We start from the raw sequence: 21,828 nt of genomic DNA, 5'->3' as shown, positions 1-21,828 counted from the left end.
AATTGTTAAAGAGCAGTGCCGCTTCGCTTTTCGCTGCGGCGCGGGGTGTGCATATTACGCTTTCCCGCTTCAGAGTCAAGCGTTTATTTTCGCTATTCTCTGCTGACCCGGCGGCGTGTGTGCCGTTGTTCCGTGTCAGTGGAGGCGCATTATAGGGAGTTATTCCGACGTGACAAGAGGAAATTTAAAAAAAGTTTCCATCCGCGTTTTTTTTCACCAACAGAGGTGAAATCAAGCTACAAATTGTTCTATTTGATGTATCTGCAACCACAATCACATTCGAGGTGGCATAATTATCAGCATGAATCTTTAAGGAATAAAAGCGATGCCATTAAGCGCACAACAGCTGGCCGCCCAAAAAAACCTGTCGTACGTGCTGGCAGAAAAGCTGGCTCAGCGGATTTTAGCGGGTAAATATGCCCCGGGTAGCATCCTGCCGGGTGAGATGGAGCTGGGTGAGCAGTTTGGGGTGAGCCGTACCGCCGTGCGCGAAGCGGTGAAAACCCTAACGGCAAAAGGTATGGTGCTTCCACGCCCTCGCATTGGCACACGCGTGATGCCACAGAGTAACTGGAATTTTCTCGATCAGGAGCTGCTCTCCTGGTGGATGACGGAAGATAACTTTCACCAGGTCGTCGATCACTTTCTGGTGATGCGCAGCAGCCTTGAACCTCAGGCATGTCTGCTTGCCGCCACGCTGGGAACAGCAGAGCAGAAAGCGCAGCTTAACGCGTTGATGGAAGAGATGGTGTTCCTGAAAAAACACTTCAACCGCGAACGCTGGGTTGAGGTCGATATGGCCTGGCATGAACACATCTATATGATGAGCGCCAATCCGTTTCTCACCTCTTTTGCCTCTTTATTTCATTCGGTGTATCACACCTACTTTACCTCTATTACACAAAACGAAGTGGTAAAACTGGATTTGCACCAGGCGATTGTTGATGCCATCCAGGAAAGCGACGGGCAGCGAGCCCTGAGTGCGTGCCAGGCATTGCTGGCCGCGCCAACCCACCAGCAGGTAAAAAAATGACAAACAAAAAAGCGCGCAGCATGGCCGGATTGCCGTGGATTGCAGCCATGGCGTTTTTTATGCAGGCACTGGATGCCACCATCCTCAACACAGCGCTTCCCGCTATAGCGCAAAGCCTTAACCGCTCCCCGCTGGCGATGCAGTCCGCTATCATCAGCTACACCCTGACGGTCGCAATGTTAATTCCGGTCAGCGGGTGGCTGGCCGACCGCTTTGGCACCCGCAGAGTTTTCATGCTGGCCGTAACGCTCTTTACGCTCGGTTCGCTGGCCTGTGCGCTCTCCTCATCCTTAACGGAGCTGGTTATCTTCCGCGTATTGCAGGGCATTGGCGGCGCGATGATGATGCCGGTGGCGCGTCTTGCCTTGCTGCGAGCCTACCCCAGGAGCGAACTGCTTCCCGTGCTCAACTTCGTCACCATGCCGGGCCTGGTTGGCCCGATTCTTGGCCCGGTACTCGGTGGCGTGTTTGTCACCTGGGCAAGCTGGCACTGGATCTTCCTGATTAATATTCCAATTGGCGTTGTGGGGCTTCTGTATGCCCGCAAATATATGCCGAACTTCACCACGCCAAGGCGCAGCTTCGACATGGGCGGCTTTTTCCTGTTTGGCCTGAGCCTGGTGTTATTCTCCAGCGGGATGGAGCTGTTTGGCGAGAAGATCGTTGAAACGTGGCTGGCACTAGCCGTCATCCTCAGCGGTATTCTGCTGTTCCTTCTTTATATACGTCACGCGCGCCGTCATCCGACACCGCTGATCTCCCTGGGGCTCTTTAACACCCGAACGTTTTCCGTTGGGATTGCAGGGAACATTGCGTCTCGTCTGGGGACGGGTTGTGTACCGTTCCTGATGCCATTGATGCTGCAGGTGGGTTTCGGCTACCCGGCCCTGATTGCCGGCTGCATGATGGCGCCCACGGCAATGGGCTCGATTCTGGCAAAATCAACCGTTACACAGGTGCTGCGCTGGTTTGGCTATCGTAAGACGCTGGTTGGCGTGACGGTCTTTATCGGCCTGATGATTGCGCAGTTCTCGCTGCAATCCGCCGCGTTACCCGTCTGGATGCTGATCCTGCCGCTGTTTGTGTTGGGCATGGCGATGTCGACGCAGTTCACGTCGATGAACACCATCACCCTCGCCGACCTGACTGACGAGAACGCCAGCAGCGGCAACAGCGTGCTGGCGGTGACGCAACAGCTGTCGATCAGTTTAGGGGTTGCCGTGAGTGCGGCGGTGCTGCGGTTTTATGAAGGCTTCGACAGCGCAAATACCGTTGAGCAGTTCCACTATACCTTTATCACCATGGGCGCACTTACCGTGGTATCGGCGCTTGTCTTTATGCTGTTAAAACCGAAAGACGGCCGAAACCTGATTAAAGAGCGTCACAAAGAGAAAGCTAAACCGAACCGCGTTCCATCAGAACAGGAGTAAGCTGCAGCCGTTGCTGTTGCAGCGTGGGCTGTGCCATACGGTGGATCAGCACATCGATGGCCAGCTCGCCCAGTTCATCTTTTGGCTGATGGATGGTGGTGAGCGGCGGTGTCATATAGCTGGCCAGCTCGATATCATCGTAGCCGATTACCGCCATATCGTGGGGAACACGCAAACCGGCTTGATATAACGCCTGATAGGCACCAAACGCCATGGCGTCGTTGCCGATAAACACCGCCTGCGGACGCTGAGGCTGCGCCAGCAGCGTCTGCATCGCTTCAAAACCACCGTGAAACTCAAAATCACCGGTGATACGGTACCCTTCCGGCACGGAAAGGCCCGCCCGCTCCATGGCGGAGAGATACCCTTCCAGACGCAAACGCGCCGGGGTTTTATCCAGCGGACCGGTAATACAGGCGATGCGGGTATAGCCTTTATCAATCAGATACTGAGTCGCCATATCGCCGCCCAGCAGGGAGTTATCCTGAATGAGATCGCTGGTTCCGTCGAACGGCGCCCAGTCCATCATCACGGTGGGAATCGAAGGATAGCGCTGGATAATCTCTTTCGAGGGCTGGTGCGTTTCGGTGCAGAGCAGCAATAGCCCGTCGACGCGTTTTTGCATCAGCGTTTCCAGGTTACGATTCATGCGCTGCTCGTCACCCTCGGTATTACACAGCACCAGGCTGTAGCCACGCTCGAAGCAGCTGCGCTCCACGCCGCGAACCAGTTCTGAATAAAAGGGGTTGGTACTCGCGGTGATCAGCATACCGATGGTGCGCGTCTGGTTGAGCTTAAGGCTGCGCGCCAGCGCAGACGGCGCATAGTTGAGTTCTTTTACCGCAGCTTCGACTTTCTCCCGAATCGCCTCGCTGACGAAGCGATCGTTGTTTATAACGTGGGAGACCGTCGAGGTAGAAACACCCGCCATGCGGGCGACATCTTTCATTGTGGCCAAGCGTTACCCCTGCTGACTTAAGAATTCATCGATCTCTTTACGCCACGGAACGGAAGGCTGGGCGCCCTTGCGCGTTACCGCAATCGCGGCAGCAGCGTGAGCGAAGCGAATAGCGTCATCCATTCTCTTGCCTTCCAGCAGCGCGGTGACCAGTGCACCGTTGAAGGTATCTCCCGCCGCGATGGTATCAATCGCTTTGACCTTAAAGCCCGGCACGCGACGGCCTTCGCCATTGACGCTTGCCCACACCCCACGGCTACCAAGGGTGATAATCACGGTACCGATGCCCTTATCATGCAGTGCACGCGCGGCTCGCGCGGCATCGTCATCATTTTCTACGCGAATGCCCGTCAGCTTTTCGGCTTCGGTTTCGTTCGGCGTAATGATGTCCACCAGCGCCAGCAACTCGTCTGATAATACACGGGCCGGGGCCGGGTTAAGTACGACAGTGGTATGATTTTCATGCGCAATTTTCGCGGCGGCCAGCACGCTTTCAACCGGTGATTCCAGCTGCATGAGCAGGGCTTCGGCTCTGCCGATGATTGTACGTTGCGCTTCTACGCGCTCCGTCGTCAGCGCAGCGTTAGCGCCCGCATGAATACCGATGACATTCTCACCTTCAGCGTTGACGAAAATCAGCGCCACGCCGGTCGATTCCCCTGCAACAACGCTGACCGGTGCGATATCAATATTGTCGCTCGCCAGCTGTTTGCGTACGCGCTCGCCGGTATCGTCATCACCCGTGCAGGCGATAAACGCAATTTTCGCCCCGCTGCGACCCGCAGCGACGGCCTGGTTGGCACCTTTACCGCCAAATGCCACCTGATACTGGTTACCCGTGACGGTTTCGCCCGGTGCAGGGAACGATTCAAGGTTAAGAATGTGATCGGCATTGATACTGCCAAGGACGACGAGGTTGCCTGCGGTTTTCATGGTTGGGTTGTCCATCTGAGAGCGCCACCGGTGTTACCCGGTGGCGTATGCCACACTTTTCTTTATTGGTGTCCCTCAGGCAGCCAGCGACTGCCTGATTCGCCTTTTACTGCTTAATGACCAGCTTCAGGTCAACCGGGTATTTGGCCTGAACTTTTTCGCCCTTCAGCACTTTGTCGGCAGTTTCAACGCCGGTGGCGCCAATCTGCTCAGGCAGCTGAGCAATGGTCGCAGCCAGTTTGCCATCGTTTACTGCTTTTTCACCATCCGGCGTGCCGTCAAATCCGACAACCATCACATCAGATTTACCTGCGGTCTGCAGGGCACGCAGCGCGCCCAGCGCCATTTCGTCGTTCTGCGCGAATACCGCCTGCACGTCAGGGTGTGCGGTCAGCAGGTTCTGCATAACGTTCAGACCCTTAGTACGGTCGAAGTCGGCCGGCTGGCTGGCCAGCACGTTGAATTTGTGCGCAGCCACAGCCTGCTGGAAGCCTTCACCACGCTCGCGGGCTGCGGACGTACCGGCAATCCCCTGCAGTTCGATAACTTTCGCGCCTTCGCCGGCTTTCTTCGCGATGTAATCACCCGCGATTTTGCCGCCCAGCACGTTATCAGACGCAATGTGGCTAACAACTTCGCCTTTCGTTGCCTGGCGGTCCAGAGTGATCACCGGAATTTTCGCCTGGTTTGCCATTTTAACGGCGTTACCGACGGCGTCAGAATCGGTTGGGTTGATCAGCAGAATTTTGGTGCCACGAACGGTTAAGTCCTGAACGTTAGCCAGCTCTTTCGCCGGGTTGTTCTGTGAATCCAGTACCACCAGGTTGTAGCCCAGTTTGTCCGCTTCTTTCTGCGCACCGTCCTTCAGGGAGACGAAGAACGGGTTGTTCAGGGTAGAGACAACCAGCGCGATGGTATCTTTCGCCATGGCGTTAGCACTTACGGTTGCGCTCAGCGCGACAGCAGAAACCAGGGTAGCCAGTTTTTTCATGTTCATATCTAAGATGTCCTGTAGTGTCGTCAGTTACTGTTTTTTGTTGTCTACCAGTACCGCAAGCAAAATCACCACTGCCTTAACGATCATCTGGTAATAGGAGGAAACACCTAACAAATTCAAACCATTATTCAGGAAACCGAGAATCAGTGCGCCGATCAATGTCCCAACAATGCGACCTTTACCGCCCGCAAGACTCGTACCGCCCAGAACCACTGCTGCGATAGCATCCAGCTCATACCCCGTACCCGCCGTCGGCTGCGCGGAGGAAAGGCGCGCCACCTCGATGATACCTGCCAGCGATGCCAGCAGACCGCACAGGGAGTAAACGATAATTTTGACTTTATTAACGCTGATACCGGACAGGCGCGTTGCCGCTTCGTTACCGCCCAGCGCATAAATATAGCGGCCCAGACGGGTGTGGTGCAGCATGTACCACGCCGCCAGGAAGACGATAGCCATGATCCAGACCGGGGTCGGAACACCCAGCGGGCGACCGATACCGAACCAGCCAAACAGATCGGCGTTATCGGTGAAGCCGGTATTGACCGGGCTGCCGTTGGTATACACCATGGTCACCCCGCGCAACAGCAGCATCATCACCAGCGTGGCGATGAACGCCTGAACGCGGCCTTTTGCCACAATCACGCCGGTTACGGCACCAATCGCCGCGCCTGCCGCCAGGGCAGCGGCCACGGCCACCAGCGCGTTGACTTCAATGCCGACAATCGAAGCGGCGATCGCGCCGGTGAGCGCCAGCAGGGAACCGACGGACAGATCGATACCTGAGGTCAAAATCACCAGCGTCATGCCGACCGCCATAATGGCGTTCACCGACGTCTGCTGCAGAATGTTGAACAGGTTATTTACGGTGAAGAAATTCGGGCTCATGGTCGATACAATCGCGATCAGCACCAGCAGGGCAATCAGCGATTTTTGTTCCATCAGCCATGCCTTTGTGAAATAGCGGCGACCAGAAACAGCCTGGGTAGTCATCTTCTTACTCCTGATTCACGCGATTAAGCTTGCCCACAGCGGCAGCCATCAGAACTTCCTGGGTGGCCTGCTCGCGAGTGAATTCACCGCCGAGATGCCCTTCATGCATGACGATAATGCGATCGCTCATGCCTAATACTTCTGGCATCTCGGAAGAGACCAGAATGATGCTCAGACCGTCGGCCTTGAACTGGTTAATCAGCTGATAAATCTCTTTCTTCGCGCCCACGTCTACGCCGCGGGTTGGCTCATCGAGAATCAGCACTTTCGGACGAGTCATCAGCCCGCGCGCAATCGCCACTTTCTGCTGATTACCGCCGGACAACAGGCCAACCGCCTGCTCCATCGACGGGGTTTTGACGTTAAAGAGACGGATAAAATCGCTGACCGCCTGCTGCTCATCTTTATGCTTCAGGCTACCGCCGCTATGGCTGAAATAACGCAGCGCGGTCAGGGACATGTTCTCTTTAACCGACATCCCCAGCACCAGGCCGTCGCGTTTGCGGTCTTCGGAGATATAGACGATGCCGTTCGCCAGACCATCCTGCGGAGAGCGGGTGACCACTTCATGACCGTCAAGGGTGACATAACCGCTGGTGCGCGGCAGTGCGCCGTAGAGCACTTTCATCAGCTCGGTACGTCCCGCGCCCATCAGGCCCGCCACGCCCAGGATCTCGCCCTGGCGCAGGGTAAAGGTCACGTCGTTCACACCCGGACCGCAGAGGTTGTCCACCTTCAGGCGGATCTCACCCGGCGCTTTATCCAGATGCGGATACTGATCTTCGAGCTTGCGTCCCACCATCATTTCAATGAGCGTATCTTCGGTCAGCGTGGCGACTTCGCGCTCGGCAATAAACTGCCCGTCGCGGAAGACGGTGACGTCATCACAGATCTCGAAGATCTCTTTCATGCGGTGAGAGATATAGACAATCCCGCGCCCCTGCGACTTCAGCTCGCGGATAACGCGGAACAGGGATTCCGTTTCGGTATCGGTCAGGGCGTCGGTCGGTTCATCCATAATGATGACCTTCGACTCAAAGCTCAGCACCTTCGCGATTTCCACCATCTGCTGATCGCCAATGGACAGATCGCCTACCAGGCGGTCGCTCTTAAAGCGCAGGTTCAGCTTCGCCAGCAGCTTGTCCGCTTCGGCATACATGGTTTTCCAGTCGATTTTGCCGAACCGGTTAACAAACTCGCGGCCGAGGAAGATGTTTTCCGCAATGGTGAGCTGCGGGATCAGGTTCAGCTCCTGGTGAATAATGCCGATGCCCGCTTCCTGAGAGGATTTCGGGCCATTGAAGGTGGTCTCTTTTCCCAGCCAGACGAGTGAACCGGCATCGCGTTGATAGATACCGGTCAGCACTTTCATCATGGTGGATTTGCCGGCACCGTTTTCCCCCACCAGCGCCATCACGCGCCCGGGGTAGACGTTCAGCGCCGCGCCGGAGAGGGCTTTTACGCCCGGGAACGACTTATCGATCCCTTTGAGTTGCAGTAATGCGTCCATGATGGCCTCAGAATGTGACGCCAGCACAGAGAATGATATTCGCATACGGGGAACACTCCCCGCTGCGAATCACCGCCTGACTGTCTGCGGTTTGTTGTTTGAACTGTTCATGCGTCGTGTAACGAATTTCTATGGTGTTTCCCTGGTGTTGTTGCAGTTGCTCAATATGGCTGAGCAACGTTTCGTGGAGTTGCGGATTATGTTGTTTGATTTCCGCTGCGAGAATGGCGGCCTCAACCTGCATCTCCGCGGTCACCACGTCCAGTACCTGCATAAACGAGGGTACACCCTGCGTTAACGCCATATCGATACGGGTTGTGCTGCGCGGAACCGGTAAGCCTGCATCGCAAACCACCAGCGTATCGGTATGCCCAAGACGGGAAATAACCGATGAGATTTCTGAGTTGAGTACCGTGCCTTTCTTCATTTTCTTGCTCCACTAGCGAAACGTTTCGCTAAAAATAGTGTAGCGCCAGAAATGTTCAGAAAACCATCATGACGTAACAGATTTGTGATCGACGTCGAAACGTTTCGCTAAGTGAAATGCAGAGACAATTATTGTGGGTTGGCGAGGGGTTTGGTAGGCCGGGTAAGCGAAGCGCCACCCGGCATTTTCAGAAGGGATTAGATCTCGACCTGTGTTCCCAGCTCAATCACGCGGTTAGGCGGGATCTCAAACTGGTCAGGCGCGCGCAGGGCGTTACGCTGCAGGATGAGGTATAGCTTGCCGCGCAGGCGCAGATACCACGGTCGCTTGCCGATGATCAGCGACTCGTGCGACATAAAGAACGACGTCTCCATCATCCGACAGCTCAGCCCTTCCAGACCGCAGCGGTGGAACACCTCTTCCACGTTTGGCGTTTCGCGCCAGCCGTAGCTCGCCACCACGCGCCAGAATGTCGGCGACAGCTGCTCGATTTGCACACGACGCACGTTGTGAACGTAAGGCGCATCTTCTGTGCGCAGCGTCAGCAGGATCACGCGCTCGTGCAGCACTTTGTTGTGCTTGAGGTTATGCATCAGCGCGAACGGAATCACATTCAGCGCGCGAGACATATATACCGCAGTACCCGGCACGCGGACCGGCGGGGATTTCTCCAGAGAAGCGATCATCGCCTCCAGAGAATTGCCGTGCTCATGCATGCGGCGCAGCAGGCGGAAGCGTTCGCTTTTCCAGGTGGTCATGACAATGAACATCACCAGACCCAGCGTCAGCGGCAGCCAGCCACCGGAGACAATTTTATCGAGGTTCGCTGAGAACAGCGGCACGTCGATAAACAGGAAGCCCACCAGAATCATCGCCACGAGGAATTTATTCCAGTGCCAGTTTCGGTACGCCACCGTGGTGGAGAGAAGCGATGTCAGCACCATCGTACCGGTTACCGCAATACCGTACGCCGCCGCCAGGTTACTGGAGTGCTCGAAGCTGACGATAACAATAACAACCGCGAAATAGAGGAGCCAGTTAACAAACGGGATGTAGATCTGGCCTGACTCCATCTCTGAGGTATGGATGATGCGCATCGGTGAGAGATACCCCAGACGCACGGCCTGGCGCGTCAGAGAGAACACGCCGGAAATCACCGCCTGGGAGGCAATGACGGTCGCCAGCGTCGCCAGGATCAGCATCGGCACCAGCGCCCAGTCGGGAGCCAGCAGGAAGAACGGGTTCTTGATCGCTTCCGGGTTTTTAAGCAGCAGCGCACCCTGACCGAAGTAGTTCAGCACCAGCGACGGCAGCACCACAATAAACCATGCCACGCGGATAGGCAGTTTCCCGAAGTGGCCCATGTCAGCATACAGCGCTTCCACACCGGTGATGGAGAGCACGACGGCCCCCAGCGCCACGAAGGAAACCACTTTGTATTCGAGGAAGAAATGCACCGCCCAGTAAGGGTTCAGCGCATGCAGCACTTCCGGGTTCGCGATAATGCTGCGTAAACCAAGCGCCGCCAGGATCAGGAACCAGGCCAGCATAATCGGCGCGAACAATTTACCCACCAGCCCTGTACCGTGCTTCTGGATCATGAACAGCAGCGTCAGGACAATAATGGCCAGCGGAACCACCCATGAATCAAGCTGCGGAGCGATAATCTCCAGCCCCTCAATCGCCGACAGCACCGAGATAGCCGGCGTTATCACCACTTCCCCGTAGAAGAAACTGCCGCCAATCAGGCCGATAATGACCAGTACAGAGGTCATCCTGGCCGAGGTATTACGTCCGGCAAGAGACATCAGGGTCAGGATCCCACCTTCACCTGCGTTATCAGCACGCATAACGAAGGAGAGATATTTAACGGAAACCACCAGGATCAGCAGCCAGAAAATGAGGGACAGGAAGCCAAACACGGCATCGCGTTCAACACCAAAACCAAACTGGCCGGACAGACATTCACGAAGCGTATAAAGCGGGCTGGTGCCGATATCACCGTAGACAACCCCGATCGCCGCAAGCGTTATTGCGGGTAATGATTGCTTATTATCAGTGCTCATAGACTAGTCTTTTCGTTTAAATAACAAATGTGTTCCCGGTCCCTTGGCCCACAAAAAGCGCACAGTATGCACGATTCATTGCAAAATCGTACCCCTAAATGCAACCGCATTAATGTAGCGCAAAGAAAATTGCGCCGCACTTCAGTCTATTACCTGCCCTGACTGAAACGTCTATACTCGCTTCAATTGGCCGCCACGACGGCGAAAGGATGCAAAACTATTATGGCTCACTCACATTTATTAGCAGAAAGAATTTCCCGCCTCAGCAGCGCGCTGGAGAAAGGCCTTTTCGAGCGTAGCCACGCCATCCGCCTCTGCTTACTGGCGGCGCTGAGCGGTGAGAGCGTGTTTTTGCTGGGACCGCCGGGCATTGCCAAAAGCCTGATTGCCCGCAGGCTAAAATTTGCTTTTCAGAACGCCCGCGCCTTCGAATATCTCATGACCCGGTTTTCCACCCCAGAAGAAGTTTTTGGTCCGCTCTCCATTCAGGCATTGAAAGATGAGGGGCGCTATCAGCGCCTGACAGAAGGGTATCTTCCGGAGGCTGAGATTGTTTTTCTCGATGAGATCTGGAAAGCGGGGCCGGCTATTCTAAACACCCTCCTCACGGCGATAAACGAACGTCGATTCCGTAACGGCGCCAGTGAAGAGAAAATCCCGATGCGCCTGCTGGTGGCCGCCTCTAACGAACTGCCTGAAGCCGACAGCAGTCTGGAAGCGCTGTATGACCGTATGCTTATCCGTCTGTGGCTGGACAAAGTTCAGGATAAGTCCAACTTCCGCTCCATGCTGGTCAGCCAGCAGGATGAAAGTGAAAACCCGGTATCCGCTTCGCTGCAGGTGACGGATGAGGAGTATCACCAGTGGCAGCAGGATATCGGCAAAATCAAACTGCCAGACGCCGTCTTCGAGCTGATCTATCTGCTGCGCCAGCAGCTTGATCTCATCCCTTCAGCGCCCTATGTCTCCGATCGCCGGTGGAAAAAAGCGATCCGCCTGCTGCAGGCGAGCGCCCTGTTCAGCGGCCGTGATGCCGTTGCGCCAATCGATCTGATCCTGCTGAAAGATTGCCTCTGGCACGACGCAGAAGGCATGAATCTGATGCAGCAGCAGCTTGACGTTTTGATGACCGGACACGCCTGGGGACAGCAGGCAATGCTCAACCAGCTGGGAGCGATTGCCCAGCGGCGCATCCAGCTCCAGCAGCAGCAAAGTGATAAAACCGCGCTGAAAGTGAATCGCCTTGGGGGCATGTTCGCCCGCAAACCGCACTACGAGCTTCCCGCGGATCTGACCGGCGCAACGCTAACGCTGCTGCTCCAGCAACCGCTTAAACTGCATGATATGCAGGTGGTGCACATTACGATTGAGCGCGAGGCGCTGGCGCAGTGGCTGGATAAGGGCGGAGAGATCCGAGGAAAACTCAACGGCATTGGTTTCGCGCAGCCGCTGAATATGGAAGTGGACAGCAGCCAGCACCTGGTGATCCGCGACGTCAGCCTCCAGGGATCGCGTCTTGCGCTGCCGGGAACCGCTTCGGATAGCGTGCCGGAAGAGATCAAGCAGCAGCTGGAAGCGCTGGATACCGAATGGCATCAGCAGCACACCCGCTTTAGCGAGCAGCAAAAATGCCTCTTTATTCATAGCGACTGGTTAGGTCGCATCGAAGCCAGCCTGCAGGACGTCAGCGCGCAGATCAAACAGGCGCGTCAATGCTAACGCTCGATACGCTTAACGTCATGCTGGCCGTCAGCGAGGAGGGGTTGATCGAAGAAGTGGTCATTACCCTTCTGGCGTCGCCGCAGCTGGCGGCGTTTTTTGAAAAATTTCCGAAGCTAAAAAAGGCGATGACGGACGATCTGCCCCGCTGGCGGGAAAATTTGCGTCAGCGGTTCAGGGAGACCGAAGTTCCGCCTGAGTTAACGGAAGAGGTGGCCTGCTATCAGCAGTGCCAGCGGCTCTCCACGTCGCAGTTTATCGTCCAGCTCCCGCAAACCCTGACGTTGCTCGATAACGTCCACTCTCCGTTTGCCAGCCAGGCACGGGTGCTGGTCACGGACAACGCAACCTTTACCCCCGCACTGCATACCCTCTTCTTACAGCGCTGGCGCCTCAGCCTGGTGGTGCAGGCCACAACGCTGAACCAGCAGCTGCTGGATGAAGAGCGTGAACAGCTGCTCAGTGAAGTTCAGGAACGTATGACGCTGAGCGGCCAGCTAGAACAGGTGCTGGTGGAGAATGAAAACGCCGCAGGGCGTCTGTGGGACATGAGCGCCGGTCAGCTCCGGCGCGGGGATTATCAGCTGATCGTCAAATACGGTGATTTTCTGGCGCAGCAGCCCGAGCTGATGAAGCTTGCAGAACAGCTGGGCCGCTCAAGGGAGGCAAAATCGGTCCCAAAGAAAGATGCCCCGATGGAAACCTTCCGCACCCTGGTGCGCGAACCGGCTACCGTGCCGGAGCAGGTCGACGGGCTCCAGCAGAGCGATGACATTTTACGCCTGCTGCCCACGGAACTGAGCACGCTCGGGATGACCGAGCTGGAGTATGAGTTTTACCGTCGGCTGGTGGAAAAACAGCTCCTCACCTACCGGCTGCACGGCGAAGCCTGGCGCGAGAAAGTCAGCCAACGGCCGGTCGTCCATCAGGATTTTGATGAACAGCCGCGCGGGCCATTCATTGTTTGCGTGGATACGTCCGGTTCGATGGGCGGGTTTAACGAGCAGTGCGCGAAGGCGTTCTGTCTGGCACTGATGCGCGTGGCGCTCGCCGATCGCCGTCGCTGCTTCATCATGCTCTTCTCCAGCGAGGTGGTGGGCTATGAGCTGACGAACCAGCAGGGGATCGAGCAGGCAATCCGCTTTCTGAGCCAGCGCTTTCGAGGCGGCACGGATCTGGCCAGCTGCTTCCGCAGTATTGTGGAGCGTATGCAGGGCGGCGACTGGTACGACGCTGACGCGGTGGTGATTTCCGATTTTATTGCCCAGCGGCTGCCGGATGACGTGGTGAATAAGGTGAAGGAATTACAGCGGGTGCACCAGCACCGTTTTCACGCGGTGGCGATGTCAGCCCATGGAAAACCCGGCATCATGCGCATCTTCGATCATATCTGGCGCTTTGATACCGGGTTGCGTAGCCGCCTGCTCAGACGCTGGCAGCGTTAATTACAGAAGAGAACCGACGCTTTCACGTACCTGCTGCGGCCAGACGCCACACTGAACCTGACCGATATGGGGTAATTGCAGCAGCAGCATGGTTAAACGGGACTGGCCGATACCGCCGCCGATCGTCTGAGGCATTTCACCGCGCAGCAGCGCCTGGTGCCACTCGAGTTTGAGACGATCTTCATCACCGGTGACCGCCAGCTGGCGCTTCAGCGCGTCGGCATCCACGCGGATCCCCATAGATGAAATCTCGAATGCGTCTTCCAGTACCGGGTTCCACACCAGAATATCGCCGTTCAGCCCGGCAAATTCGCCCTCACCTACAGTGCTCCAGTCATCATAATCCGGTGCGCGAACGTCGTGGCGTTTGCCATCAGACAGTTTGCCGCCGATACCGATCAGGAATACTGCACCTAATTCTTTAGCGATCGCACGCTCGCGACCTTTAGCATCGAGATCCGGGAAGCGGCTCAGCAGCTCCTGGCTGTGGACAAAGTGGATCGTATCCGGCAGGAACGGTGCCAGACCAAACTCTTTGCTCACGGCCGCTTCGGTTGCTTTGATCCCGGCGTAGATCGCCTCAACGGTGGATTTCAGCGTACCGACGTGGCGTTCACCATCACCCATTACGCGCTCCCAGTCCCACTGGTCAACGTAAACGGAATGAATCGGAGAAAGGCGGTCTTCATCGGGACGAAGGGCTTTCATGTGCGTGTAGAGCCCTTCGCCCGCGCTGAAGTCGTGTTGTCCCAGAGTTTGACGCTTCCACTTCGCCAGGGAATGAACCACTTCGAACTGAGCGTCTGGCAGCGTTTTCACTTTTACCTGTACCGCTTTTTCGCATCCAGAGAGGTTATCCTGCGTCCCGTCACCCACGCGGCTCAGAATCGGCGCCTGAACTTCAATAAGGCCAAGCTTCTCTTCCAGCTGGCGGGAAAAATGGGATTTTACGAAACTGATCTGGCGTTGTTTTGCGATGTAAGCGGTTTTCATTATTTATACTCCTGCGTCCTGTTGATATTGATTAAGCAACAGAAATGGCATCATATTCAATAACTCATCAAAAAAAAGCCACCTTCACTTTTGATTCGATAAAATTAAACGCTAGAATAGGGTGATTCATTAATCCTCATAAGAAAAAACTATGGAAAATTATCAGATCGACAATCTCGACCGCGGCATTCTGGAGGCGTTAATGGCCAATGCCCGTACCGCCTACGCCGAGCTGGCAAAACAGTTTGGCGTCAGCCCGGGAACCATTCACGTCCGCGTAGAGAAGATGAAGCAGGCGGGGATCATTACCGGCGCACGCATTGACGTCAGTCCTAAACATCTGGGTTACGACGTCTGCTGCTTCATCGGCATCATTCTTAAAAGCGCCAAAGACTACCCTTCCGCCCTGGCGAAGCTGAACGCGCTGGATGAAGTCACCGAGGCGTATTACACCACCGGGCATTACAGCATCTTTATTAAAGTCATGTGCCGATCCATCGACGCCCTCCAGCAGGTACTTATCAACAAGATCCAAACAATCGATGAAATTCAGTCCACCGAGACGCTGATCTCCCTGCAAAACCCGATCATGCGTACCATCCGCCCGTGATCGGGCAATTTCATTCCCACATTTTCCACAGGTAGATCCCAGCTCGTTCACAGCGTACAATGGCCGTCTCTTTATCTGGGCGAGCGATCAATGGCGGACATTACCCTTATCAGCGGCAGCACCCTTGGTGGTGCGGAATACGTAGCGGAACACCTGGCTGAAAAGCTGGAAGATGCGGGCTTTTCTACGGAAACCCTGCACGGTCCGTTGCTTGAAGATCTCCCGACTGACGGGGTCTGGCTGCTGATCACCTCCACGCACGGCGCGGGCGATCTGCCGGATAACCTGCAACCTTTATATGACGAACTGCTGGAACAGCAGCCCGACCTGTCAAACGTCCGTTTTGGCGCGGTGGGGATCGGCAGTCGTGAATATGACACCTTTTGCGGGGCAATAGAGAAAGTTGAAGCCGCTGTCACCTCCTGCGGAGCAAAACAGCTGGGTGAAACGCTCAAGATCAACATCCTCGATCATGACATTCCGGAGGATCCAGCCGAGATCTGGCTCGCGGAATGGAAAAATTTACTCAAAAACGATTAAAGATCGCGCGAACAGATGTGGATAACTCTGGTTAAAAGCTCGTATTAACCCGTAGTTATCCAAAGAGCAACTGTTGTGTCGTTTTTGACCTGTGTATAAAGTCGCGATCTGATCCCAGCTTATACTGTCCAGGATCACCGATCATTCACAGCAAACGATCCTTTCTAACTGCATGATCTTCTTTGTGAGATCGGACTTATCCACACAGGTTCGCGATCCTAATAAGAGATCACAATAGAACAGATCTCTAAATAAAAAGATCTTCTTTTTAATAGCCCAGGATCCCAATGCTTTCTCGAAAGACTAAAGTTGAGTAGAATCCACGGCCCGGGCTTCAATCCATTTTCATACCGCTTTACGCGAGGCAGACCACCATGTTTTATCAGGATCCTTTTGACGTCATCATCATTGGCGGGGGTCATGCAGGCACTGAGGCCGCAATGGCCGCAGCGCGTATGGGTCAGCAGACCCTGCTTTTGACACACAATATCGACACGCTGGGACAAATGTCCTGTAATCCGGCGATTGGCGGCATTGGGAAAGGACACCTGGTAAAAGAAGTGGATGCACTTGGCGGCCTGATGGCGAAAGCGATCGATCGGGCTGGCATCCAGTTTAGGATACTAAACGCGAGTAAAGGTCCCGCTGTGCGTGCGACCAGAGCTCAGGCAGACCGCGTGCTTTACCGTCAGGCGGTGCGTACCGCTCTGGAGAACCAGCCGAACCTGATGATCTTCCAGCAGGCGGTTGAAGATCTTATCGTTGAGAACGATCGCGTCGTGGGCGCCGTGACCCAGATGGGCCTCAAATTCCGCGCGAAAGCCGTGGTGCTGACCGTGGGCACCTTCCTTGACGGTAAAATTCATATCGGTCTGGATAACTACAGCGGTGGCCGTGCCGGCGATCCGCCGTCTATTCCACTGTCTCGCCGTCTGCGTGAACTGCCGCTGCGCGTTAGCCGCCTGAAAACCGGCACGCCGCCGCGTATTGATGCGCGCACCATTGATTTCAGCGTGCTGGCGCAACAGCACGGTGATAACCCCATGCCGGTGTTCTCGTTCATGGGCAATGCGGCTCAGCATCCGCAGCAGGTACCGTGCTACATCACGCATACCAACGAGAAAACTCATGATGTGATCCGCAACAACCTCGATCGCAGCCCCATGTATGCCGGCGTGATCGAAGGGATCGGTCCACGCTACTGCCCGTCGATCGAAGACAAAGTGATGCGCTTTGCCGATCGTAACCAGCACCAGATCTTCCTGGAGCCGGAAGGGCTGACCTCAAACGAAATTTACCCGAACGGCATCTCCACCAGCCTGCCGTTCGATGTGCAGATGCAAATTGTTCGCTCAATGCAGGGGATGGAGAATGCGAAAATTGTTCGCCCCGGCTACGCTATTGAGTACGATTTCTTCGATCCACGCGACCTGAAGCCTACCCTGGAAAGCAAATTCATCCACGGTCTGTTCTTCGCGGGGCAGATTAACGGCACCACCGGCTACGAAGAAGCGGCTGCACAGGGCCTGCTTGCCGGTCTGAACGCCGCGCGCTTTTCTGCTGAGAAAGAGGGCTGGGCACCCGGCCGTTCTGAGGCGTATCTGGGCGTGCTGGTTGACGATCTTTGCACGCTGGGTACCAAAGAACCGTACCGTATGTTTACCTCTCGCGCGGAATATCGCCTGATGCTGCGTGAAGATAACGCCGACCTGCGTCTGACCGAAATGGGTCGCGAGCTGGGTCTGGTCGATGACGAACGCTGGGCGCGCTTCAACGAAAAGCTGGAGCGCATTGAACAGGAACGTCAGCGCCTGAAAACCACCTGGGTGAATCCGCAGGCGGAAACCGCTGCCGAAGTAAACGCTCACTTAACAGCGCCGCTGTCGCGCGAAGCCAGCGGGGAAGATCTGCTGCGCCGTCCTGAAGTCACCTACGAGAACCTGGTCAAACTGACCGCGTTCGCGCCGGGACTGGAAGACGCTGAAGCGGCAGAGCAGGTTGAGATCCAGGTGAAGTACGAAGGTTACATCGCGCGTCAGCAGGATGAGATCGAAAAACAGCAGCGTAACGAAAACACGCTGCTGCCGGAAATGCTGGACTACCGCCAGGTGACGGGCCTTTCCAACGAAGTGATCGCCAAGCTGAACGATCACAAACCAGTATCGATCGGCCAGGCATCCCGTATCTCGGGTGTTACCCCTGCGGCGATTTCGATCCTGCTGGTCTGGCTGAAAAAGCAGGGCATGCTGCGCCGCAGCGCGTAATTGACATTGCTTTTGGCGGGTGGCGCTTCGCTGACCCGCCCTACTTATTCGTAGGCCCGGTAAGCGGCAGCGCCACCGGGCAAAAAACTCTCAACAGGTATTCACCGTGCTCAACAAACTCTCTCGTCTGCTGGATCAGGCAGGTATTTCGCTCACCGATCACCAGAAAAATCAGCTGGTGGGCTATGTCGATATGCTGAACAAATGGAACAAAGCGTACAACCTGACCTCAGTACGTGACCCCAACGAGATGCTGGTACGCCATATTCTCGATAGCATCGTGGTTGCCCCGTGGCTGAAAGGTGAGCGTTTCATCGATGTGGGGACGGGACCGGGTTTACCGGGCGTTCCGCTGTCGATTGTTCGCCCTGAGAGCCACTTCACATTGCTGGACAGTCTTGGCAAGCGCGTGCGCTTTTTACGTCAGGTACAGCATGAGCTGAAGCTTGAAAACATCACGCCCGTGCAGAGCAGGGTAGAGGAGTTCCCGGCGGAGCCGCCGTTTGACGGTGTTATCAGCCGTGCATTTGCGTCGCTCAACGATATGGTGAGCTGGTGCAAACACTTACCTGCGGAGAACGGCCGCTTTTATGCGCTGAAAGGGCAGTTGCCAGGCGATGAGATTGAGCAGCTTCCGGACGGTTTTGCTGTTGAATCTATCGAGAAATTACACATTCCTCAGCTCGATGGGGAGCGTCATCTGGTGATAATTAAGCCAAACAATTTTTAAAAAATTAATAAAAAATGTGGAATTTGTGCTGTTCTTCGCATGTTAAAAAACAGCACAAATACCGCGGTTTTACCGGCTGGCTTTTAACCTCTTTTTTACTAAGGTTTTTCTTATGGTTAACTTGGCGACTTTTATTCACCGAGAAGATAGTCATCTGTGAAAATATAAGTCTGCTAAAAGTGGAAGGCAGTAACCAGAACGCAATGTTAATTATTTATTAAGAATGTCAATAAAAGGTTTTTATTGTGTACTGGGCTGTTTTGAAAATAGTTACGGTATTTTGCGTTTAATTTCATAAAGATAAGTTTTCGCGATTTGCGCCTTTGATAAATACAACCTTATCGCAAATGTGTGTTTTGTGATCTCGTGCACGCTTTATCGCCAACGTTTTCGCGCTGTTTGCAGTTTTGGTCGAAGGTTGACGCTTTCAGCGAAAGTTAAAAAATAGCGGTGGGGAAAAATATTTAAACATTTATTCACCTTTTCGCTACTTAATGTTTGAAATCACGGGTGCGCACCGTATAATTTGACCGCTTTTTGATGCTTGACTCTGAGCCTTAAAGGACGTTTTATACGACACGCGGCATACCTCGAAGGGAGCAGGAGTAAAAACGTGATGTCTGTGTCGCTCTTGAGTAGAAACGTTGCTCGTAAGCTTCTGTTCATTCAGTTTCTGGCTGTGATAGCAAGTGGACTGCTGTTTAGCCTCAAAGACCCCTTCTGGGGCATCTCCGCCGTGTGCGGGGGTTTGGCGGTTGTGCTGCCAAACGTGTTGTTTATGATTTTTGCCTGGCGTCATCAGGCGCATACACCCGCCAAAGGCCGCGTGGCCTGGTCCTTCGCCCTCGGCGAAGTGTGTAAGGTGTTGCTGACCTTTGCTCTACTGGTGATGGCGCTGGCGGTTTTGAAAGTGGTCTTCATGCCGCTGATAGCAACGTGGGTTTTGGTGCTGGTGGTACAAGTTCTGGCTCCAGCTGTAATCAATAACAAAGGGTAAAAGGCATCATGGCTTCAGAAAATATGACGCCGCAGGATTACATAGGTCACCATCTGAATAACCTTCAGTTGGACCTGCGTACATTCTCGCTGGTGGATCCACATAACCCCCCGGCCACCTTCTGGACGATCAACATCGACTCCATGTTCTTCTCGGTGGTTTTGGGTCTTCTGTTCCTGGCCATGTTCCGCGGTGTTGCTAAACGAGCGACCAGCGGTGTACCAGGGAAATTCCAGACCTTCATCGAAATGATCATCGGCTTCGTCCATGGCAGCGTCAAAGACATGTACCATGGTAAGAGCAAGCTGATTGCTCCGCTGGCCCTGACCGTGTTCGTTTGGGTCTTCCTGATGAACCTGATGGACCTGCTGCCAATCGATCTGCTGCCGTTCATCGGCGAGCACATCTTCGGCCTGCCAGCGCTGCGTGTTGTACCGTCTGCGGACGTGAACATCACCCTGTCGATGGCGCTGGGCGTATTTATCCTGATTCTTTTCTACAGCATCAAAATGAAAGGCGTAAGCGGCTTTGTGAAAGAGCTTACCTTGCAGCCGTTCAACCACTGGGCGTTTATTCCGGTCAACCTGATCCTGGAAGGCGTTAGCCTGCTGTCCAAACCTGTTTCACTGGGTCTGCGACTGTTCGGCAACATGTATGCGGGTGAGCTGATTTTCATTCTGATCGCGGGTCTTCTGCCGTGGTGGTCACAGTGGATTCTGAATGTGCCATGGGCCATTTTCCACATCCTGATCATTACGCTGCAAGCCTTTATCTTCATGGTTCTGACGATCGTCTATCTGTCGATGGCGTCTGAAGAGCACTGATTTTTTACCAACACTACTACGTTTTAATTGAAACAAACTGGAGACTGTCATGGAAAACCTGAATATGGATCTGCTGTACATGGCTGCCGCTGTGATGATGGGTCTGGCGGCTATCGGTGCTGCGATCGGTATCGGCATCCTCGGGGGCAAATTCCTGGAAGGCGCAGCGCGTCAACCTGATCTGATTCCTCTGCTGCGTACTCAGTTCTTTATCGTTATGGGTCTGGTGGATGCTATCCCAATGATCGCTGTAGGTCTGGGTCTGTACGTGATGTTTGCTGTCGCGTAGTAGTAGTTTTAAAACCCTAAGCCACAGAAATTAAAGAGGTATTGTGCTGTGAACATGAACGCAACAATCCTCGGCCAGGCCATCGCGTTTATTCTCTTTGTCTGGTTCTGCATGAAGTATGTATGGCCGCCTTTAATGGCTGCCATCGAAAAACGTCAGAAAGAAATTGCTGACGGTCTGGCTTCCGCAGAACGCGCTAAGAAAGATTTGGACCTTGCACAGGCCAACGCGACAGACCAGCTGAAAAAAGCGAAAGCTGAAGCTCAGGTAATCATTGAACAGGCTAACAAACGCCGTTCTCAGATCCTGGACGAAGCCAAAGCTGAAGCAGAACAGGAACGTACTAAGATCGTGACACAGGCTCAGGCAGAAATTGATGCTGAGCGTAAACGTGCTCGTGAAGAACTGCGTAAGCAGGTTGCGATTCTGGCTGTTGCTGGCGCCGAGAAGATCATCGAACGTTCCGTGGATGAAGCTGCTAACAGCGACATCGTGGACAAACTTGTCGCTGAACTGTAAGGAGGGAGGGGCTGATGTCTGAATTTGTTACGGTAGCTCGCCCCTACGCCAAAGCAGCTTTTGACTTTGCTGTCGAACACCAAAATGTCGATCGCTGGCAGGATATGCTGGCGTTTGCCGCTGAGGTGACGAAAAACGAACAAATGGCTGAGTTGCTTTCCGGTGCGTTAGCACCTGAAACTCTCGCCGCGTCGTTTATCGCCGTGTGCGGAGAGCAACTGGATGCCAACGGCCAGAACCTGATTAAGGTGATGGCAGAAAATGGTCGTCTCCGTGTGCTCCCGGATGTTCTCGAGCAGTTTGAGCACTTACGTGCCCTTAGTGAAGCAACCGCTGAAGTCGAAGTGACTTCTGCGACTGAACTGAGTAATGAACAGCTTGCGAAAATCACCGCCGCGATGGAAAAACGTCTGTCACGCAAAGTTAAGCTGAATTGCAAAATCGATAAGTCTGTAATGGCAGGCGTAATCATCCGTTCGGGTGATATGGTCATTGATGGCAGCGTACGCGGCCGTCTTGAACGCCTTGCAGACGTCTTGCAGTCTTAAGGG

General features: G+C 54.6%; 21 protein-coding genes. 13 read left to right on the top strand and 8 right to left on the bottom strand.

Annotation, left to right across the window (positions count from 1 at the left end; translation table 11 throughout):
* Window positions 1-325: 325 nt before the first annotated feature.
* Window positions 326-1,033 carry a FadR/GntR family transcriptional regulator gene (locus tag ACOTZB_RS21600; RefSeq protein WP_193805371.1) on the top strand — a complete coding sequence of 236 codons (708 nt, stop codon included), beginning with the start codon at window positions 326-328 and terminating at the stop codon, window positions 1,031-1,033.
* Window positions 1,030-2,463, top strand: coding sequence for a multidrug transporter subunit MdtD (gene mdtD / locus ACOTZB_RS21595; RefSeq protein ID WP_193805372.1), 1,434 nt, complete (start codon window positions 1,030-1,032; stop codon window positions 2,461-2,463). Before ACOTZB_RS21600 ends, mdtD begins: the two co-directional genes overlap by 4 nt.
* Here mdtD and rbsR read toward each other — a convergent pair.
* The 7 genes from rbsR to kup all read right to left on the bottom strand — a co-directional run bounded on the left by rbsR (window position 2,429) and on the right by kup (window position 10,347).
* Window positions 2,429-3,421 carry a ribose operon transcriptional repressor RbsR gene (rbsR, locus tag ACOTZB_RS21590; RefSeq protein ID WP_193805373.1) on the bottom strand — a complete coding sequence of 331 codons (993 nt, stop codon included), beginning with the start codon at window positions 3,419-3,421 and terminating at the stop codon, window positions 2,429-2,431. The two genes, mdtD and rbsR, sit on opposite strands and share 35 nt — an antisense overlap.
* Window positions 3,422-3,424: 3 nt before the next feature.
* Entirely contained in the window at window positions 3,425-4,354 is a 930-nt protein-coding gene (rbsK, locus tag ACOTZB_RS21585) for a ribokinase (RefSeq protein ID WP_421628493.1), read from the bottom strand.
* A 106-nt stretch (window positions 4,355-4,460) separates the two neighbouring features.
* Window positions 4,461-5,351, bottom strand: coding sequence for a ribose ABC transporter substrate-binding protein RbsB (rbsB, locus tag ACOTZB_RS21580; protein WP_010426610.1), 891 nt, complete (start codon window positions 5,349-5,351; stop codon window positions 4,461-4,463).
* 27 nt (window positions 5,352-5,378) lie between these two features.
* Window positions 5,379-6,344 (bottom strand): ribose ABC transporter permease, encoded by a 966-nt coding sequence (gene rbsC / locus ACOTZB_RS21575; protein ID WP_006808742.1) that lies wholly within the window; start codon window positions 6,342-6,344, stop codon window positions 5,379-5,381.
* A 4-nt stretch (window positions 6,345-6,348) separates the two neighbouring features.
* Window positions 6,349-7,854 (bottom strand): ribose ABC transporter ATP-binding protein RbsA, encoded by a 1,506-nt coding sequence (gene rbsA / locus ACOTZB_RS21570; RefSeq protein WP_421628492.1) that lies wholly within the window; start codon window positions 7,852-7,854, stop codon window positions 6,349-6,351.
* A 7-nt stretch (window positions 7,855-7,861) separates the two neighbouring features.
* Entirely contained in the window at window positions 7,862-8,281 is a 420-nt protein-coding gene (rbsD, locus tag ACOTZB_RS21565) for a D-ribose pyranase (RefSeq protein WP_032662094.1), read from the bottom strand.
* Between the two features lie 197 nt (window positions 8,282-8,478).
* Window positions 8,479-10,347 (bottom strand): low affinity potassium transporter Kup, encoded by a 1,869-nt coding sequence (kup, locus tag ACOTZB_RS21560; protein ID WP_048976516.1) that lies wholly within the window; start codon window positions 10,345-10,347, stop codon window positions 8,479-8,481.
* 222 nt (window positions 10,348-10,569) lie between these two features.
* Here kup and ravA point away from each other — a divergent pair, with 222 nt between their 5' ends.
* Entirely contained in the window at window positions 10,570-12,066 is a 1,497-nt protein-coding gene (ravA, locus tag ACOTZB_RS21555) for an ATPase RavA (RefSeq protein ID WP_023309782.1), read from the top strand.
* Window positions 12,060-13,511: an ATPase RavA stimulator ViaA gene (gene viaA, locus ACOTZB_RS21550; protein WP_047650042.1), complete on the top strand. Its 1,452-nt coding sequence runs from the start codon at window positions 12,060-12,062 to the stop codon at window positions 13,509-13,511. The genes ravA and viaA overlap by 7 nt, the downstream gene beginning before the upstream one ends.
* Here viaA and asnA read toward each other — a convergent pair whose 3' ends face one another.
* Window positions 13,512-14,504, bottom strand: a complete 993-nt coding sequence (asnA, locus tag ACOTZB_RS21545) for an aspartate--ammonia ligase (RefSeq protein WP_047173125.1) — start codon at window positions 14,502-14,504, stop codon at window positions 13,512-13,514.
* A 151-nt stretch (window positions 14,505-14,655) separates the two neighbouring features.
* Here asnA and asnC point away from each other — a divergent pair, with 151 nt between their 5' ends.
* The 9 genes from asnC (at window position 14,656) to atpH (ending at window position 21,825) form a co-directional block, all read left to right on the top strand.
* Window positions 14,656-15,114 (top strand): transcriptional regulator AsnC, encoded by a 459-nt coding sequence (asnC, locus tag ACOTZB_RS21540; RefSeq protein WP_023333916.1) that lies wholly within the window; start codon window positions 14,656-14,658, stop codon window positions 15,112-15,114.
* A gap of 90 nt (window positions 15,115-15,204) precedes the next feature.
* Window positions 15,205-15,654 carry an FMN-binding protein MioC gene (gene mioC, locus ACOTZB_RS21535; protein WP_023309786.1) on the top strand — a complete coding sequence of 150 codons (450 nt, stop codon included), beginning with the start codon at window positions 15,205-15,207 and terminating at the stop codon, window positions 15,652-15,654.
* A gap of 374 nt (window positions 15,655-16,028) precedes the next feature.
* Window positions 16,029-17,918 carry a tRNA uridine-5-carboxymethylaminomethyl(34) synthesis enzyme MnmG gene (gene mnmG / locus ACOTZB_RS21530; protein ID WP_421628491.1) on the top strand — a complete coding sequence of 630 codons (1,890 nt, stop codon included), beginning with the start codon at window positions 16,029-16,031 and terminating at the stop codon, window positions 17,916-17,918.
* A gap of 106 nt (window positions 17,919-18,024) precedes the next feature.
* Window positions 18,025-18,648: a 16S rRNA (guanine(527)-N(7))-methyltransferase RsmG gene (gene rsmG / locus ACOTZB_RS21525; protein ID WP_421628490.1), complete on the top strand. Its 624-nt coding sequence runs from the start codon at window positions 18,025-18,027 to the stop codon at window positions 18,646-18,648.
* A gap of 616 nt (window positions 18,649-19,264) precedes the next feature.
* A complete protein-coding gene (atpI, locus tag ACOTZB_RS21520; RefSeq protein ID WP_008500194.1) occupies window positions 19,265-19,645 on the top strand; it encodes a F0F1 ATP synthase subunit I in 381 nt (126 codons plus the stop codon).
* Between the two features lie 8 nt (window positions 19,646-19,653).
* Window positions 19,654-20,469 carry a F0F1 ATP synthase subunit A gene (gene atpB / locus ACOTZB_RS21515; RefSeq protein ID WP_023309789.1) on the top strand — a complete coding sequence of 272 codons (816 nt, stop codon included), beginning with the start codon at window positions 19,654-19,656 and terminating at the stop codon, window positions 20,467-20,469.
* Window positions 20,470-20,518: 49 nt separating this feature from the next.
* The gene (gene atpE, locus ACOTZB_RS21510) at window positions 20,519-20,758 is read left to right on the top strand and encodes a F0F1 ATP synthase subunit C (protein ID WP_000429386.1); all 240 of its coding nucleotides are present in this window, start codon (window positions 20,519-20,521) and stop codon (window positions 20,756-20,758) included.
* Window positions 20,759-20,806: 48 nt separating this feature from the next.
* Complete coding sequence (gene atpF, locus ACOTZB_RS21505) at window positions 20,807-21,277, top strand: F0F1 ATP synthase subunit B (RefSeq protein WP_014072436.1); 471 nt, start codon at window positions 20,807-20,809, stop codon at window positions 21,275-21,277.
* A gap of 14 nt (window positions 21,278-21,291) precedes the next feature.
* The gene (gene atpH / locus ACOTZB_RS21500) at window positions 21,292-21,825 is read left to right on the top strand and encodes a F0F1 ATP synthase subunit delta (RefSeq protein ID WP_023309790.1); all 534 of its coding nucleotides are present in this window, start codon (window positions 21,292-21,294) and stop codon (window positions 21,823-21,825) included.
* The last annotated feature ends 3 nt before the right edge of the window (window positions 21,826-21,828 follow it).

It is taken from the genome of Enterobacter cloacae complex sp. SHL020, from assembly GCF_049236945.1.
Classification (GTDB): Bacteria; Pseudomonadota; Gammaproteobacteria; order Enterobacterales; family Enterobacteriaceae; genus Enterobacter; species Enterobacter dykesii.
Note: the sequence above shows the minus strand (reverse complement) of the source record. Positions and strands in the feature narration are given on the sequence as shown.